This is a genomic window from Flavobacterium sp. GNP011, assembly GCF_056428925.1.
Window position 1 is genome coordinate 65790 of the sequence record NZ_JBWJVJ010000014.1, and the last position, 16687, is coordinate 82476.

General features: G+C 32.3%; 17 protein-coding genes. 10 read left to right on the forward strand and 7 right to left on the reverse strand.

Annotated elements, in window-relative coordinates:
* Positions 1–10 precede the first annotated feature (10 nt).
* The 3 genes from AC061E_RS12005 to porX form a co-directional block, all read right to left on the reverse strand.
* Positions 11–484 (reverse strand): GNAT family N-acetyltransferase, encoded by a 474-nt coding sequence (locus AC061E_RS12005; RefSeq protein WP_478286451.1) that lies wholly within the window; start codon positions 482–484, stop codon positions 11–13.
* A gap of 6 nt (positions 485–490) precedes the next feature.
* Positions 491–898, reverse strand: coding sequence for a tRNA (adenosine(37)-N6)-threonylcarbamoyltransferase complex ATPase subunit type 1 TsaE (gene tsaE, locus AC061E_RS12010; RefSeq protein WP_158729778.1), 408 nt, complete (start codon positions 896–898; stop codon positions 491–493).
* Between the two features lie 72 nt (positions 899–970).
* A complete protein-coding gene (gene porX / locus AC061E_RS12015; protein ID WP_478286452.1) occupies positions 971–2551 on the reverse strand; it encodes a T9SS response regulator signal transducer PorX in 1581 nt (526 codons plus the stop codon).
* A gap of 485 nt (positions 2552–3036) precedes the next feature.
* Here porX and AC061E_RS12020 point away from each other — a divergent pair, with 485 nt between their 5' ends.
* The 5 genes from AC061E_RS12020 (at position 3037) to kdsB (ending at position 6971) form a co-directional block, all read left to right on the forward strand.
* Positions 3037–3318 carry a hypothetical protein gene (locus tag AC061E_RS12020; RefSeq protein WP_478286453.1) on the forward strand — a complete coding sequence of 94 codons (282 nt, stop codon included), beginning with the start codon at positions 3037–3039 and terminating at the stop codon, positions 3316–3318.
* Between the two features lie 152 nt (positions 3319–3470).
* A complete protein-coding gene (locus AC061E_RS12025; RefSeq protein ID WP_478286454.1) occupies positions 3471–4892 on the forward strand; it encodes an ATP-dependent DNA helicase in 1422 nt (473 codons plus the stop codon).
* A gap of 11 nt (positions 4893–4903) precedes the next feature.
* Positions 4904–5299, forward strand: a complete 396-nt coding sequence (locus AC061E_RS12030) for a VOC family protein (protein ID WP_478286455.1) — start codon at positions 4904–4906, stop codon at positions 5297–5299.
* 13 nt (positions 5300–5312) lie between these two features.
* Positions 5313–6143, forward strand: a complete 831-nt coding sequence (ygiD, locus tag AC061E_RS12035; protein ID WP_478286456.1) for a 4,5-DOPA-extradiol-dioxygenase — start codon at positions 5313–5315, stop codon at positions 6141–6143.
* A gap of 102 nt (positions 6144–6245) precedes the next feature.
* A complete protein-coding gene (gene kdsB, locus AC061E_RS12040; RefSeq protein ID WP_478286457.1) occupies positions 6246–6971 on the forward strand; it encodes a 3-deoxy-manno-octulosonate cytidylyltransferase in 726 nt (241 codons plus the stop codon).
* 12 nt (positions 6972–6983) lie between these two features.
* Here kdsB and AC061E_RS12045 read toward each other — a convergent pair whose 3' ends face one another.
* Positions 6984–7649 (reverse strand): spermidine synthase, encoded by a 666-nt coding sequence (locus AC061E_RS12045; RefSeq protein WP_478286458.1) that lies wholly within the window; start codon positions 7647–7649, stop codon positions 6984–6986.
* A gap of 61 nt (positions 7650–7710) precedes the next feature.
* On the opposite strand from AC061E_RS12045, the gene AC061E_RS12050 reads away from it, so the two are divergent.
* Positions 7711–8262 carry a 1-acyl-sn-glycerol-3-phosphate acyltransferase gene (locus tag AC061E_RS12050; protein ID WP_478286459.1) on the forward strand — a complete coding sequence of 184 codons (552 nt, stop codon included), beginning with the start codon at positions 7711–7713 and terminating at the stop codon, positions 8260–8262.
* Positions 8263–8339: 77 nt separating this feature from the next.
* Here AC061E_RS12050 and AC061E_RS12055 read toward each other — a convergent pair whose 3' ends face one another.
* Positions 8340–8810, reverse strand: coding sequence for a helix-turn-helix domain-containing protein (locus AC061E_RS12055; protein WP_478286460.1), 471 nt, complete (start codon positions 8808–8810; stop codon positions 8340–8342).
* 310 nt (positions 8811–9120) lie between these two features.
* Between AC061E_RS12055 and AC061E_RS12060 the strand changes: the two genes are divergently transcribed.
* From AC061E_RS12060 to AC061E_RS12075, 4 genes are all read left to right on the forward strand, one after another.
* Entirely contained in the window at positions 9121–10275 is a 1155-nt protein-coding gene (locus tag AC061E_RS12060) for a M14 family metallopeptidase (protein WP_478286461.1), read from the forward strand.
* A 76-nt stretch (positions 10276–10351) separates the two neighbouring features.
* On the forward strand, positions 10352–10831 hold the full coding sequence (locus tag AC061E_RS12065; protein ID WP_072943262.1) for an Lrp/AsnC family transcriptional regulator: 480 nt from the start codon (positions 10352–10354) through the stop codon (positions 10829–10831).
* 88 nt (positions 10832–10919) lie between these two features.
* Positions 10920–13505: a phosphoenolpyruvate carboxylase gene (locus tag AC061E_RS12070; RefSeq protein WP_478286462.1), complete on the forward strand. Its 2586-nt coding sequence runs from the start codon at positions 10920–10922 to the stop codon at positions 13503–13505.
* Between the two features lie 11 nt (positions 13506–13516).
* Positions 13517–14032: a DinB family protein gene (locus AC061E_RS12075; RefSeq protein WP_478286463.1), complete on the forward strand. Its 516-nt coding sequence runs from the start codon at positions 13517–13519 to the stop codon at positions 14030–14032.
* Positions 14033–14036: 4 nt separating this feature from the next.
* Here the strand turns inward: AC061E_RS12075 and AC061E_RS12080 are convergent, their stop codons facing one another.
* Positions 14037–14510, reverse strand: a complete 474-nt coding sequence (locus AC061E_RS12080) for a DNA-deoxyinosine glycosylase (RefSeq protein ID WP_478286464.1) — start codon at positions 14508–14510, stop codon at positions 14037–14039.
* Between the two features lie 8 nt (positions 14511–14518).
* The gene (gene recQ, locus AC061E_RS12085; RefSeq protein ID WP_478286465.1) at positions 14519–16630 is read right to left on the reverse strand and encodes a DNA helicase RecQ; all 2112 of its coding nucleotides are present in this window, start codon (positions 16628–16630) and stop codon (positions 14519–14521) included.
* Positions 16631–16687: the final 57 nt, after the last annotated feature.

Sequence of the window (16687 nt, forward strand, 5' to 3'; positions counted from 1 at the left end):
AAACTCAAATTTAAGCTATTATTTTTTCCATTTTGATATCGGCTCTTTCGTAAATTCCTGATTCGAGGGGAATTTCAGTAAAGCCAAACTTTTCATACAAGTGAATTGCTGATTTCAATTTTCTGTTAGAGTATAAAATGATTTTTTCTATTTCTTTTTCTTTTGCAATAGCAAAACAGTGTAGAATCAATTTTTTTCCTACACCCAATCCTTGCAATCCATCTGTTACCGCCATTTTACTCAATTCATAACAGCTGTTGTCTATTTTGATTAAGGAAACGGTGCCAATTATTGCATCGTTGTACTTGGCATAAAAAATCATTCCTCCTTTGTCAATAATTTCTTTTTTAGGGTCCGAAAGTACAATTTCATCTTTAGGCTCTACCTTAAAATATTTCTGCAACCATTCGAGATTTAAATCCTTTATTGGCGCTGCCAAATCATCAGAAAAAGGAATTATGGAAACCAAGTTATCTTGTAGCATACTTTTTTATGTCAAAGTTAATTTTCTAGTTCCATCTGCTAATGCAACGATATGGATCACAGAATGTGTTTCAGGAATTAAGTTTTCAATCTTTTCAGCCCATTCTATAAAACACCAATGCCCAGAGTACAAGTATTCATCAACACCCATATCAAGAGCTTCCTCTTCTTTGTTTACTCTATAAAAATCAAAATGATAAACTAGTTGATTTTGAGATGCTTCGTATTCATTAACTAAAGAAAAAGTTGGACTACTTGTAGCGCCTTGTACACCTAGTGATGTACAAAGTTGCTTGATTAAAGTAGTTTTTCCAACACCCATTTCACCGTGAAAAAGTATGACTTTATTCGGGTTCTGGGCAATAATTTGTTGTGCTACTTCTTCTAGCTGATCTATAGAAAAAATGATATCCATTCTGATAAAATTATTTAAAGTTGACAATTTAAGCTTCTGGTCTTAGACTGAAAACTGAGACTGATTGCTTTTTTACTTCGGATTAAAAACTAAAAACGGAATAATCATTTCTTCCAGAGAAATTCCTCCGTGTTGATATGTGTTTTTATAATAACTCACATAGTGATTGTAATTGTTAACGTAAGCTAAAAACAAATCACTTTTTGCAAAAATAAACGAACTACTCATATTAATAGCAGGTAAGCCAATATTTTTTGGATCTTTTACAGCATAAACATCTTTGTATTCGTACGTAAGGCTTCTGCCTGTTTTATATCTCAGATTAAGACTCGTATTTTTATCCCCCACAACCTTTGATGGGTTTTTTACATTTATAGTACCGTGGTCTGTAGTGATAATTAATTTGAAGCCCATTTTTTGTGCCTGCTGAATAATTTCTAGCAAAGGCGAATTTTTAAACCAACTTAATGTCAAAGAGCGATAGGCTTTATCATCAGATGCTAATTCTTTCACCACGTCCATTTCTGTTTTGGCATGCGATAGCATATCCACAAAATTATAAACAATGGTAACTAAATCATTGTCTTTTAAAGCTTTGAAACTTTCAGCTAATTTTTTGCCACCAGCAAGACTCGTAATTTTAAAATAATCTTCTTTAATATTAAGTCCTAATCGCTTGATTTGTGCGGTCAAAAATTCGGCTTCAAACAAGTTTTTACCGCCTTCTTCAGGATCGTTTTTCCAATATTGTGGAAACTGTTTTTCCATATCTAACGGCGTTAAACCCGAGAAGATTGCGTTCCTTGCATACTGCGTGGCAGTTGGTAAAATAGAGTAGTAGGGAACCTCTTTTTCTAATTTATAGTAATTACCTACCACCGTTTCAAAGGTTTTCCATTGGTCGTAGCGCAAGTTGTCAATCACAACAAATAAAATAGGCTTGTCTTTTTTCTTTAGTTCCGGTAACACGAGCTCCTTAAATAAGGTATGCGATTGTATTGGTCGGTCAGCATCGGTAACACTGGCGATTTTTTTAGGCATCGGTGCAAACCAATCTTCGTAATTGCGCTCTATAAACTTACCAAACTGCGAGTTGGCTTCCACTTTTTGAGATTCTAAAATTTGAATCATCCCTTGATCATCTATGTTTTCTAACTCAAGTTCCCAAAAAATCAATTTTTTATACAACTCTATCCAATCTTCAAAGGAATTTACCATACCCATTTCCATCGCTATTTTGCGAAACTCTTTTTGATAATCGAGTGTTGTCTTTTGAGAAATCAATCGCGAATGATCTAAGTTTTTCTTCAAACTCAGTAAAATTTGGTTTGGATTTACGGGTTTGATTAAATAATCTGCAATTTTAGACCCAATCGCTTCTTCCATGATATACTCTTCCTCACTTTTTGTAATCATAATCATAGGAATTGCTGATTTCTTTTCTTTCATTTCTGAAAGTGTTTCTAATCCGCTCATTCCAGGCATATTTTCATCCAAAAACACAATGTCAAAATTGTTTTCTTCAAATATAGCAATCGCATCTAATCCATTGTTACAGGTAGTAACCTCGTAGTTTTTCTTTTCTAGAAATAATATATGTGGTTTCAAAAGGTCAATTTCATCATCAACCCAAAGTATTTTTATCGCGTCCATAACTGTGTCAAATTTTGTTGAATAATAGGTAATCAAAGTGCCAAATTACATCATTTTGCCACTCCAATCTACTAATATTTTGATAAAATTTTAAGACATCTACTGGTAAACTAATCCATTCATTTTTTTTCATTTTCTCATTGGGCGTGCCCCCAAGTTCCGTAAACTCCACTTGGGTCAGGCTGTGCGCTGTATCTTTGCTTTTTTAAAGAAAAAAAGCAAAGGATGCCGCTTCCATCCTTCACGCAAATCACATTTTGAAATGAAAAATTTCCATTAATACTACTGAAATACAATATATCTATTCCTTTTTTAGTTAATTGAATTATATAAAGGAAGTTTTTTATGCTAAACTTTAATAAAAAATTAGGACTATCATTGTGTTATTAATACACTTTTGTTTACTAAATTGTAATTAGAAATAATTTTATTTTCAAAAACATTAAATATCACCCTAACTCATTGTTAATTAAAAAAGTACTACCATGACCCAAGATTTTATAACTATCGACAAAGAAGCAATTGCTGCACTTAAATTCCCTAATACTGATGTTTTAGAGGATAATGACCAAATAAAAATGAGAATTAGCGAAGTCAACAGAGCGTTATCATTAGGAAACCTGGAACATTCTAAAATAAAAATATTTTTTGAAGATGTTGAATCAAAGAAAGTAGTTGATACCACGGTTTGGGCTGTAACGGACAAAAATATCATTTTGAAACAAGGAGTTATGATCCCGATTCACAGAATTCATAAATTATTTTAAAAAAAAGAAACTATGCGAAACAAAATTTTTAAAATCTAAAACAAGGTGCTATTAATTTTGTTTCGCGTTTCAATCAATTTGTAAAAAGTTGTTGTAGCGTAAATGATAGTTAATATGTACCTTTGATACTCATTTATGCCAACAAAATTCCTATGAATTCCTCCTTGTTTTACAGTCTTTTACAGAGAAAATTTCCATTTCAGCCCACTTACAAACAAGATGTTTTTTTTCAAAAAATAGCTATTTTTTTGACTGAAACAGAGAATAGAACCATTTTTGTACTCAAAGGATATGCAGGAACAGGAAAAACTACTGTGATATCAACTATTGTTAACAGCTTAATAGACATTAATAAAAAATATGTTTTGCTTGCCCCAACAGGTCGTGCAGCTAAAGTGATTGCTAATTATTCTGAGAAGCCCGCTTTTACAATTCATAAAAAAATCTATTTTCCTAAAAAATCTTCTGGTGGGGGAGTATCTTTTACTTTACAACCCAACAAACACAAAAACACCATTTTCATCGTCGATGAAGCTTCGATGATCTCGGATACGAATTCAGATTCTAAGTTGTATGAAAACGGTTCCTTGTTAGATGATTTGATTTCCTATGTTTATTCAGGTGCGAATTGCAAAATGATTTTATTAGGAGATACGGCTCAGTTGCCTCCGGTGAATTTGGATATCAGCCCAGCCCTTGATATTCGAACGCTTGGAATGAATTACGATAAAGAAGTTGAACATATCGAACTAGACGAAGTCATGCGTCAAGAGGAAAACTCTGGTATTTTATTCAACGCCACAGAATTGCGCGAAGTACTCAAAGAATCTTTTATCACTGATTTTAAATTCGATCTCAAAAAATTCAAAGACATTGTACGTTTGACAGACGGCTACGATATTCAAGACGCCATCAACTCTGCCTACAGTAATTACAGCATTGAAGATACCGCATTTATTGTGCGCTCTAATAAAAGAGCCAATCAATACAACGAACAAATTCGCACCAAAATTCTGGACAAAGAAAGTGAACTATCCACAGGAGATTTTTTAATGGTGGTGAAGAACAATTATTTTTGGCTAAAGGATTCTGACCAGGCAGGTTTTATCGCCAATGGTGATATTATCGAGGTGCTCGAAATTTTTAGCATCAAGGAGTTGTACAGCTTCAAATTTGCCAAAGTAAAAATCAGAATGGTGGATTATCCAGATCAAAAACCAATTGAAACTGTTTTGCTTTTGGACACCATTAAAAGCGAATCTCCTTCGCTTACTTACGAAGAATCAAACCGACTTTATCAAGAAGTTTTGAAGGATTATGAGGGCGAAACTAAATTCAAACAATTCCAAAAAGTAAAAGCCAATGAATATTTTAATGGTTTGCAGGTGAAATTCTCATACGCCATTACATGTCATAAATCACAAGGAGGGCAGTGGAATACTGTTTTTATAGAGCAACCTTATTTGCCAGATGGTATTAACCGTGATTACATTAGATGGTTGTATACGGCCATGACACGTGCCAAAAATAAATTGTACTTAATTGGTTTTAAGGATGATAGTTTTGTGGAGTAAATTCAAAAAGTATGAAACAACGAATTGCACATGTTGCCTTGCTAGTTCCGGATTACGACCGTGCCATCGCTTTTTTTACCCAAAAATTAAACTTTGATTTAATCGAAGATACCGTTTTGAATCCAGAGAAACGATGGGTTTTAGTATCGCCAAAAGGAACTTCTGGTTTTAGTTTGCTTTTAGCGAAAGCCAGTAATCAAATTCAAAAAGACAGCATTGGCAATCAATCTGGTGGTCGTGTATTTTTATTTTTAGAAACAGACGATTTTGAGCGAGATTACCGCAACTTGTGCCAGCACAACATTACAATTGTTAGAGAACCTGTAACTGAAAGCTACGGAAAAGTAGCCGTTTTTGAGGATGATTTTGGTAATTTATGGGATTTGATCGAACGAAAAGTGAACTAAAACAGAGGGAGTAATGAATACTATAAACGATTTACATAAAATTTCAGGCTCTTTTTCAAACACCGAAAAAATGCCAGTGTTGTTTCTTGGTCATGGAAGTCCCATGAATGCTATTGAAGAAAATCAGTTTGTAACAGGATTTCGGAATTTAGCCAAAACACTGCCACAACCCAACGCTATTTTGTGTATTTCGGCGCATTGGTTTACCAACGGAACCAAGGTTACAGCAATGGAAATGCCACGAACAATTCATGATTTTGGAGGTTTTCCGCAAGCACTATTTGATGTACAATATCCCGCTAAGGGTAGTCTTGAATTAGCATTAGATACTAAACAATTATTGACTCCGATAGCGGTTGAACTCGATGAACATTGGGGATTGGATCACGGTGCTTGGAGTGTTATTAAACATTTATATCCACAGGCCAATGTTCCTGTAATTCAGTTAAGTATCGATTATACAAAACCAGCGCAGTACCATTTTGATTTGGCACAAAAATTAAGTGCTTTACGTACGAAAGGAATTTTGATTGTAGGAAGCGGAAATATTATTCACAATTTGAGATTAGTCGATTTTCCAAATTTAGATAAAGATAATTACGGTTACGATTGGGCAATAGAAGCTCGTGAAACTATCAACTCGCATTTATTAGACGGAAATTTTCAACCACTCTTAGATTTTGAAAACCAAAGTAAGGCGCTTCAATTAGCAATCCCAACTCCAGAACATTATTTGCCTTTGATTTATACTTTGGGTTTAAAAGGAAAACAAGAAGAACTCAGTTTGTTCAATGATAAATTATTAGGAGGATCGCTGAGTATGACTTCGGTAAAAATAATGTAACATTGGCAAACCAAACCAATCAAAACCAACTCTAAAATAGCACGAAATAATTTCATCCTTAGTTTCAATGATGTATTTTTGTCGGCAAACATTTACAACCACATGAAAATAATAGCAGTTATTCCCGCACGTTACGCCTCTACACGATTTCCCGCTAAACTGATGCAAGATCTTGGAGGGAGAACCGTAATCCTAAGAACCTATCAAGCAGCCATAAACACGAAATTGTTTGATGATGTATTTGTAGTGACAGATTCCGATTTAATTTATGACGAAATTATTTCTAATGGTGGAAAAGCTATTAAGAGTGTCAAGGAACATGAATCTGGAAGTGATCGAATTGCCGAAGCAGTCGAAAATCTAGATGTTGATATTGTGATTAATGTACAAGGTGACGAACCCTTTATTGATGCCGAACCGCTTGCAAAAGTTATTGAAGTTTTTAAAAACGATTTGGATAAAAAAGTAGATTTAGCTTCGTTAATGCGCGAAATTACTAATCAAGAAGATATCAATAATCCAAATAATGTTAAGGTTGTAGTAGATCAAAACGGATTTGCTTTGTATTTCTCCCGATCTGTAATTCCTTATCCACGAGAACAAAATGTAGGTGTTAGATACATGCAACACATTGGTATTTATGCTTTTAGAAAACAAGCTTTGTTAGATTTTTATAGTCTACCAATGCAATCTTTGGAAGCATCCGAAAAACTAGAGCAATTGCGCTATCTTGAATTTGGCAAACGAATCAAAATGGTCGAGACCACACACGTAGGTATTGGGATTGATACTCTTGAAGATTTAGAAAAAGCCAGAAAAATGCTTTAATATAATGAGTTGCTACGCTAATTTTTCAATTACAATGAGTTCGTTGTGAATTTCAATTCGGGGAATAGTCCTAATTTGAAATTGCGGATGGACAAAATCAGAAATATATTTTTTATTTCTATTATTCTGATCATCGTTCAAAATCATGGTATTAAATAGAATAAAACCTTTTGAATTAATGAGATAACAAAGCCTATTGGTAAAAAAAGTTTCAAATAAAAAATTAGGCATGGTCGTGTCTTGAAATATATCAATGATGATTAAATCGTATTTTTCTTTAGTTTTTAACACAAATTCAAAAGCGTCGTCGATTATAATTTCTAGATTTTCAACTTCATTCAATTTGAAATAGGTATTTGCAATTTGAATAATTTCGGGATCTATCTCAACTCCAGTTAGTTTACCTTTAAATTTTACTTCGTCAACTAATGTTTTAACAACACTTCCTCCTGCAACACCTAGAATTAAAATGCGTTCCATTTTTACTATTTTTTCAAAACCAATACTTTTTAATCCGAGTCTTAAAATACGCTGTAAACTACCATAAGAGTAGTTCGCATTTTTTGAATCTAAAACCAATTCTCCGTTTGCCCAAGTAACTTCAATTGACTTGCTGTAGGTTGATTTTGTTTCAAAAATTTTAACAGGAATTAAATAGCTCAATATTTTTTTGATCATTACGAATGGTTTTAACCAAAAATAAGTTTTTTATCATTTATTTTGTCACAAAATCTAAGTAATGAAAAAAATAATATACCAATTCCTGTTTTTTAAACTAATGGGTTGGAAAATAGTAGGCGGAATAGATCCTAATTTAAAAAAGTGCGTCATGATGGTTATGCCACACACTAGCGCACATGATTTTTACTTGGGCATTTTTACAAGAGGAATTACGGGACTTGAAATGAATTGGGTAGGTAAAAAAGAGCTGTTTCGATTTCCACTCGGAATATATTTTAGATATATGGGCGGGGAACCACTGGATAGAAGTGGAGGGTTGAACAAAGTGGATTCAATAGCTGCCATATTTGATAAAAAAGATACTTTTAGATTAGCTGTGGCACCAGAAGGGACTCGTAAAAAGGTAAGTGAATTAAAAACGGGATTTTATTATATTGCTTTAAAAGCTAATGTTCCTATTGTTCCAGTTTCTTTTGATTTTGGGAGAAAACAAGTTCATTTAGGACAACCGGTTAAGCCGTCTGGCAATATTGAGCAAGACTTAACAATATTGAAAGAACACTACAAAGGAGTTTTGGGTAAAATTCCCGAAAATGGACTTCAATTCTAAATCTAAAATTAGAAATTGATACTAATTTAAAAGATTAAAAAAATAAATGCTTTTCTAGAGTTTCTTGAGAAGCATTTTTATTTTGGAGTATATTGTTTAAAGGTGCCGTTTTTATAAAAAATCATGATTGTTTCAATTTCTTCCTGATCTGAATCAGTTTTACTTTTCGTAGGAAATGGAATTTCTGAAATTATGTTAGGAATAGGAGGTGTAAAGTCAGTAAACAAATCGGCAGTGGAACTATTGCTTTTTACTTCAGTATCAAAATTTGAACTTTTTTTATTTTCTTTAATATTTAAATTAGTTGTATCAACTTCTGGTAATTTAGGAAAACTTCCTTTACCGTTAAGAATCCAATAGAGATCAACTTCGGGAAAAACATCTAAAATTTTTAAGATAAAATCCAAACTGGGTTTGTTTCTTCCAGAGAGGAGGTGAGACAGGCTAGAACGTTGCACACCTATTTTATCTGCAAATGAAGAGGCATTAAGTCCGTAATAATCCAATATAATTTCTAACCTTTTAATAAAATCTTCGATGTTTACCATTGTGAATTACATTTAAATTATATCTATTTACAAATGTAACAAATATAAGTGAATAAAGGGTAAATTAGGTCTAAAAAGAATTCAAAATAACCATTTGTATTAAAGTAATAGTGTTTTAAAAGCAACCTAAGTACTTAATAATATGTATTTTAATAATCTTTAACTAAAGTTAATTCTTTTGTTTACAAACATATCTTATAGGAGTCTTTTTTAAGAAATAAAAGTGTTTACAATATTAAAAATAACTACTTTTTGTTTGTTTACAATTGTAATTTTAAAGATGTTTACTTTTGTAAATTAAATAGTAATTATGAATTTAGAAGCTTTACATAGTCACAACGTAGTTCAATCAATTAAAGGGAGATATATAACACTTGATCAGATTGAACATATCTTAACAGATTTTAATACTTCAAACGAATTGGCCGTTATTGGTAAGTCCGTTTTAGATAAACCTATTTATTCCTATACAATTGGTAGAGGTAAAATTAAAATTTTCCTTTGGTCACAAATGCACGGGAATGAAAGTACAACTACAAAAGCATTGCTTGATTTTTTGTGTTTTTTAAAAAGCGATGACCATTTAGCGTTACAAATGTTAGACAACATCACTTTTTTATGTTTACCGATGTTAAATCCTGATGGAGCGCAGGCGTACACCAGAGAAAATGCAAACGGTATTGATTTAAATAGAGATTCTCAACTTTTATCTCAGCCAGAAAGTATAATTTTGAGAAACGTTTTTGAAGCTTTTAAGCCTGATTATTGTTTTAACCTGCATGATCAAAGAACTATTTTTGGAGTAGATGAAAGTGGTCAGCCAGCTACATTGTCTTTTTTAGCCCCATCTTTTAATGAATCTCGTGAAATCAATGAATGCAGGCTGAAAGCAATTGACTTAATTGCTACTATTAATGAAGGTATGCAGCAGTTTTTGCCGGGTCGAATAGGTAGATTTGACGATTCTTTTAATATCAACTGTATTGGTGATACTTTTCAGTTTTTAGGAGTTCCTACGCTTTTATTTGAAGCAGGTCATTTTCCTAACGACTATGAAAGAGAATTATCACGAAAATTTGTCTTCATGTCTTATGTTTTAAGTTTTAAAGCGCTCAGCGAAAACGATATAGTTAGCAACGGAATTAGTAAATATTTGAATATTCCTCAAAATAAAGTCGTTTTTTATGATTTTATATATAAAAATATCAAAATAAATTATGATGGTATCGAAAAAATAACGAATTTTGCGGCACAATATAAAGAAGAAATTGTTGGTAATCAGCTGTTTTTTAATGCTTATTTTTCTAAAATAGACGAATTGGAAAATTATCATGGTCATTATGAGTATGATGCAAATGGAGCAAAATATTCTGACAATACAGGATTTTTGCCTATTTTGAATCAAAAAGCCGATTTTTATTTAGATAATAACATAAAATTTGTTAATGGAATGATAAATATTTAATATTTTTCTCTTTTTATTGTTTTTATGTATAATTTTATGCTTTGTTAAAGCAATTAATAATGTTAATTAGAGAGTTATGAGTAAATTTCGTTTAGATGAAGTAGATCACCAGATTTTAGATATGTTGATAGACAACACAAGAGTACCTTTTACAGATATTGCAAAAAAACTATTGATATCAGCGGGTACTGTTCATGTTAGAGTAAAAAAAATGGAGGATGCAGGAATCATCATGGGTTCTTCACTTGTGCTGGACTATGATAAGTTAGGCTACTCTTTTATAGCATATGTAGGTGTATTTTTGAACAACACTTCTCAAACAAAATTCGTTTTAGAACGTATAAATGAAATTCCATTTGTAACGGTTGCATCTGTAACTACTGGAAAATTTAATATTTTTTGCAAAATAAGAGCTAAAGATACTAAACATGCTAAGGATGTCATTTTTATGATTGATGATATTGACGGAGTTTACCGTACAGAAACTATGATCTCTCTTGAAGAAAGCATCAATGATAAGAAGCGCTTAATGCATACCATATTCAAAAACATGTAATTCTTGAATGCGCTGTAATTAAATACAACCTCAAGTTTATTCTTGGGGTTTTTTTATGAAAAATTAACTAAACCAACCACTTTAGACTATGTATACTTTACCTAAAATAGAACGTTTTAATCAAGATGTTTTATCTAAATACCATATTTACAATAGTGTTTTTATTACTTTACCTTTTCACTCTATAGATAATACAGGAGTGTTATTACCGCTTTTTACAGATATATGTGATACTGGTTTTAAAAAACAAGAAACTCCTAAAGAAATTGTTGATTTTTTTACGGATCGATACTTACACAATGCCTCTGAGCAAGAGAAAATTGATATTATGTTTCGTTTTATTCAATACATTGAACGACAGATTGTACTTTTTGATGCCATTGAAGACGCTGCATTTCCGGTTGTGAACAACATGGAGGGAATTGGTTCGTTGAGGGATATCAAGGAAAAATCAGATGCGAAGGATAATGAAGATGATTTAGTTGAATTCTTGGAGAATTTTAATGTTAGAACAGTTTTAACGGCTCATCCTACTCAATTTTATCCTGGAGCAGTGCTTGGAATAATTAATGATTTAACCGAAGCTATTCGTAAAAATGATCTTCTTGATATTAAACAATTATTAGCCCAATTAGGAAAAACTCCTTTTATTCAAAAAGACAAACCTAGCCCATTTGATGAAGCTGTAAGTTTGATTTGGTTTTTAGAAAACGTTTTTTATCAAACCTCTGGTGAGATTGTCCAGTACTTGCAAAAAAATATCTTTAATTCTAATTCTATAAAAAATCCTTTAATAAAATTAGGGTTTTGGCCTGGGGGCGACCGTGATGGCAATCCATTTGTAACTACTGAGATTACTTTGAAGGTGGCTGAACGTCTAAGAACTTCTATTTTAAAGTGTTATTACATCGAGATTAGAAATTTAAAAAGAAAGTTAACGTTCTCTGGTGTAGATACTTTGATTACTGAACTTGAACAAAAACTATATCGTTCTGTTTTTTATTCTAAAGGTGATATTTTTATTACGCTTGAGGACTTTAATTCGCAATTGCTAAAAATCAAACAAATAATCATTGAGCAGCACCAATCCTTATATTTGGACGAATTAGATGCTTTGCTGATTAAGTTGAACTTATTTGGTTTTCATTTTGCTACGTTAGACATTAGACAAAATAGTAAAATTCATGATGCTGTTTTTAGTGATATCGTTGATTACTATCATCAAATAGAATCGACTATTTTTCCAAAAAACTACAAAAATCTTTCTGAGACTGAAAAGATTTCAGCTTTAGAAACTATCAAAGGAAATTTAGATTCAAAAGTATTTCAAAATGAAATTACCCAATCTACGTTAGAATCAATTAATGCTATTCGTGTTATACAATCAAATAATGGCGAATTTGGAGCAAACCGTTATATCATAAGTAACAATGAAAGTGCGCTAAATGTTTTAGAAACCTTGGCCATGTTTCGATTGAGTGATTGGGAAAATCCTACTGTTGATATTGTTCCTCTTTTTGAATCAGTTGATGATTTGCAAAATGCTGATGTAATAATGGAAAAATTATACACCAATACCATTTATGCTGAGCATTTGAAAAACAGAAACTATAAGCAAACTATTATGCTTGGTTTTTCTGATGGTACAAAAGACGGTGGTTATTTAATGGCAAATTGGAGTATTTATAAAGCAAAGGAAATGCTTACGGATATTTCGAGAAAATACAATATTAAAGTTATTTTCTTTGACGGTAGAGGCGGACCTCCAGCTCGTGGTGGAGGAAAAACGCATAAGTTTTACGCTTCATTAGGACCAAATATTGAGAACAATGAAATTCAAGTTACTGTTCAAGGTCAGACAATTAGTTCTAATTTTGGAACCTTAGACTCTTGTCGATACAATTTAGAAAACTTATTGAGTGCCGGAGTGAGTAATCAAGTTTTTGATAAAAATCAAAACGAATTATCCATTAATGACAAGGAGATTTTAAATCAATTGGCAAATTTGGGGTACGAAAAATATTTAAGTTTTAAAAATCACCCTCATTTTATTCCTTATTTAGAGGAAATGAGTACGCTAAAATACTATGCTAAGACTAATATAGGGAGTCGTCCAGCTAAGAGAAGTAAATCGGCACAGTTAGATTTTGCAGATTTACGAGCTATTCCGTTTGTAGGTTCTTGGAGCCAATTGAAGCAAAATGTACCTGGTTTTTTCGGAGTAGGTTCTGCATTAAAACACTTTGAAGATTCAAATCAATGGGATAAAGTACAAGATTTATATGACAATTCTTTGTTCTTTAAAACATTACTAGAAAACAGCATGATGGCACTGGCAAAATCGTTTTTTCCTTTAACAGCTTATATGAAAAAGGACCCCAAATTTGGACCTTTTTGGCAAATTATTTATGACGAATTTTTAGAAACAAAACGATTATTATTAAAAATTGCGGGTCATAAAGAGTTAATGGAAAATTACCCTGATGGTAAAGCATCAATTCAAATAAGAGAACGTATTGTACTGCCATTGTTGACAATACAACAATATGCATTATTAAGAATAAATGAATTGAATAAAGAGTCGCAACCAAACGACGCTTTAATTAAAGTATACGAGAAAATAGTAACCCGTTCTTTATTTGGAAATACAAACGCCAGTAGAAACTCAGCTTAAACAATACAGATATGAAATCAACACAATTACCAATTAATGAATATGCAGCCTTTTATGCTCCATACATACAAGCCTTAGGAGAGGTAGATCTTATTGAAGAACTAGAAATTTCATTACATGACTTTATTAAATTTGTTCAAAACATTCCTATGGATAAGTTTGACTACAGGTATGCTGATGGGAAATGGGATATTAAAGAAATTATTCAACATGTAATTGATACGGAACGTATTTTTGCATACAGAGCCTTACGAATCTCTAGAAACGATCAAACGCCTTTACCTGGTTTTGATGAAAATACCTATGTTATCAATACTGAGGCTACCAAAAGAAGCATTCAAGAATTACTTACAGAATTATCGGCAGTGCGCCATTCTAATTTATTGTTTTTTAAAAGCTTAAGTCCTGATCAATTTCAAAGAATTGGAACTGCATCTAACTCAGCAATATCAGTTAGAGCAATTGGGTTCATTATGATTGGTCATCAAAAACACCATCAAAAAGTTTTCGAAGAAAGATATTTATAATGTATTAAAAACAAGTTGACCAAATTTTAAGTTTATTATCAAACGACATAGTATTTGCAGGACTTGTAGAAGGCATCACATAATACGTGATGCCTTTTATTTGTCCAAATTTCTTCAAAAAGTACTTATGACTTTCTTTTCCGTTGAATACAATTGTTGTTATCGATGGAAATTGTGCAAATAAGGTTTCAAAATCATTCATTTCGTGATTCTTTATGTGAATATCCAAACTTCCGTTTCTATCACAACTTTTTAAAACATCCCAAAGCCCTATGTTACTCTCTTGCAGTACTTGTATTTTTTGCTCAAATTCTTCCGTTGCTGGAAAACTATTTAGTACCCTAAACATTATTTTCCAAAAATGATTTCTTTGATTCGCATAATATTCTTGCTTTTCTAATGAAGCTATTCCAGGCATAGTTCCTAGAATTAAAATTTGAGTCTGTGCATTTACAAAAGGCGGGAATGAATGAATCATATAAAATTTTAAAGTACTGAATTTTCTTTTTCTAAAATTGCCAATCCTAATCTGATTTTCCCATAATCTAGTTTTTCTTCAAAGTAATCAAAATAGGGTTTCAATGTACTTGGTGCTTCTAGTTTGGTTTTGGCCACGGCAATTTCTATAACTTCATCATCAGATATAAATGGAGTTAAATCAATGTCCTTGCCGTCAACAAAAAGTTTTGCTAAATGGGACATAATCGTACTTAAACCCAGTTTTCTTTTTTGAGCAATTTCTTCAACTGATAATCCTTGTTGGTACAGATCAAAAGTTTCTTTGTATGTTGTTGCCTCTTTTTTCTTTCTAACCCCTTTGGCTTTTTGAAAATCAAGTATCGCTTGTATAAAAGCAGCACCGTATTTTTCTAATTTAGCTTTACCAACGCCATCTATGGCTAGTAATTCATTCTCACTTGTAGGTCTTTCGGTTTCCATTTGGCGTAAAGCCGCATCACTAAAAATCACATAGGCTGGAACTGATTCTTCTTTAGAAATTTCGTACCGCAATTTCCTTAAATTTTCAAAAAGAGAATTTGCTACAGTTTTGCTTTTACTTACTTTAGTTTCTTGTTTTTCTGCATTTATTTTTTGAACAGCCGTTAATTGTACCTTTTCATTATCGAATAATACTTTTTTTGCCAAAGTGGTAAGTCTAATCTTGTTTTGCTTATGAAATGCAATTTCACAATAGCCCAAGTTGATTAACTGAATTAAGTATTGGTTCCAATCGTACCAAGATTGATCAGAACCTACACCATAGGTTTTCAAATTTTGGTATTCTTTTTCAAAAATATACGCATTTTTGGATCCTCTTAAAAAATCAATAATTACCGGTAAAGGCTCTAATTCTTGCAATCGAACTATAGCAGAAAGTGCTTTTTGAGCCAGAACAGTTCCGTCAAAAAATAATGGTGGATTTTTACAAATATCACAATTTCCACAATTTTCGGATACTAATTCACCAAAATAGGATAATAGTATTTTTCTTCGGCAGCTTAGTGCATCGGCATATTGCTTCATGCGTTCCAGTTTTGCTAGTTGCACTTCGGCGTTTAATCCTTGTGATGCAAATTTTTGAAGTTGAATAACGTCTCCATAGCTTTCAAACATAACTGTTTCTGATGGTAAACCATCTCTACCTGCGCGGCCAATTTCTTGATAATAGCCTTCAATGTTTTTAGGCAAATTATAGTGAATAACCCAGCGCACATTCGATTTGTCAATGCCCATTCCAAATGCAACAGTAGCGCAAATGATATTGCAATCGTCATTTATAAATTCATCTTGTGTTTTAGAACGAACGGAACTATCTAAACCAGCATGATAAGCTTTAGCATGAATGCCATTTTTTTTAAGTTTTTCGGCAAGTTCCTCGGTTGTTTTCCTGCTCAAGCAGTATATTATTCCAGCTTCATTTGGTTTATCTTGTATAAATTCTATAATTTGTTGTACTCGATCAAGAGCGGGACGAACCTCTAAGCTTAAATTTTTCCTATCAAAAGAAGCAACAAACAATTTTGGATTTTTTAAATTTAATTGATTGCTAATGTCTTTTCGAGTTGCTTTATCGGCTGTGGCGGTCAAGGCCAAAATAGGAGTGGAGGGAAACCTGTTTTTTAAATATCCCAAATTAGTATAAGCAGGTCTAAAGTCATGTCCCCATGATGAAATACAATGTGCTTCATCAATTGCAATCAAATTAATAGTTAAGGTATTAAAGAGATTGTCTAAAAAAGACAAGCTTTCCGGTGCAACATAAACCAGTTTAATAGTATTTGATTGCAAACGCTCCGAATAAAAGTTCCTTTCACTTTCTGATTGACTGCTATTAATAAAGCAAGCTTCAATTCCATTAGCTTTTAAACTATCCACTTGATCTTTCATCAAAGCTATCAAAGGTGAGATAACGATTGTAATCCCCGGAAAAAGTAGCGCCGGTAATTGAAAACAAATTGATTTACCGCCACCTGTAGGCATAATTGCTAGCGTATCTTGTCCTGAAAGAATGCTATTAATTATGTCTTCTTGATTTGGTCTAAATTTTTCAAATCCAAAACTTTCTTTTAGTTTAGCGTGTAATACATCTTGGGTCATTTGTTAAAATAGTTACATTCTTATAAGTAATAAAAAAAGGAACTCTTATGTGAGTTC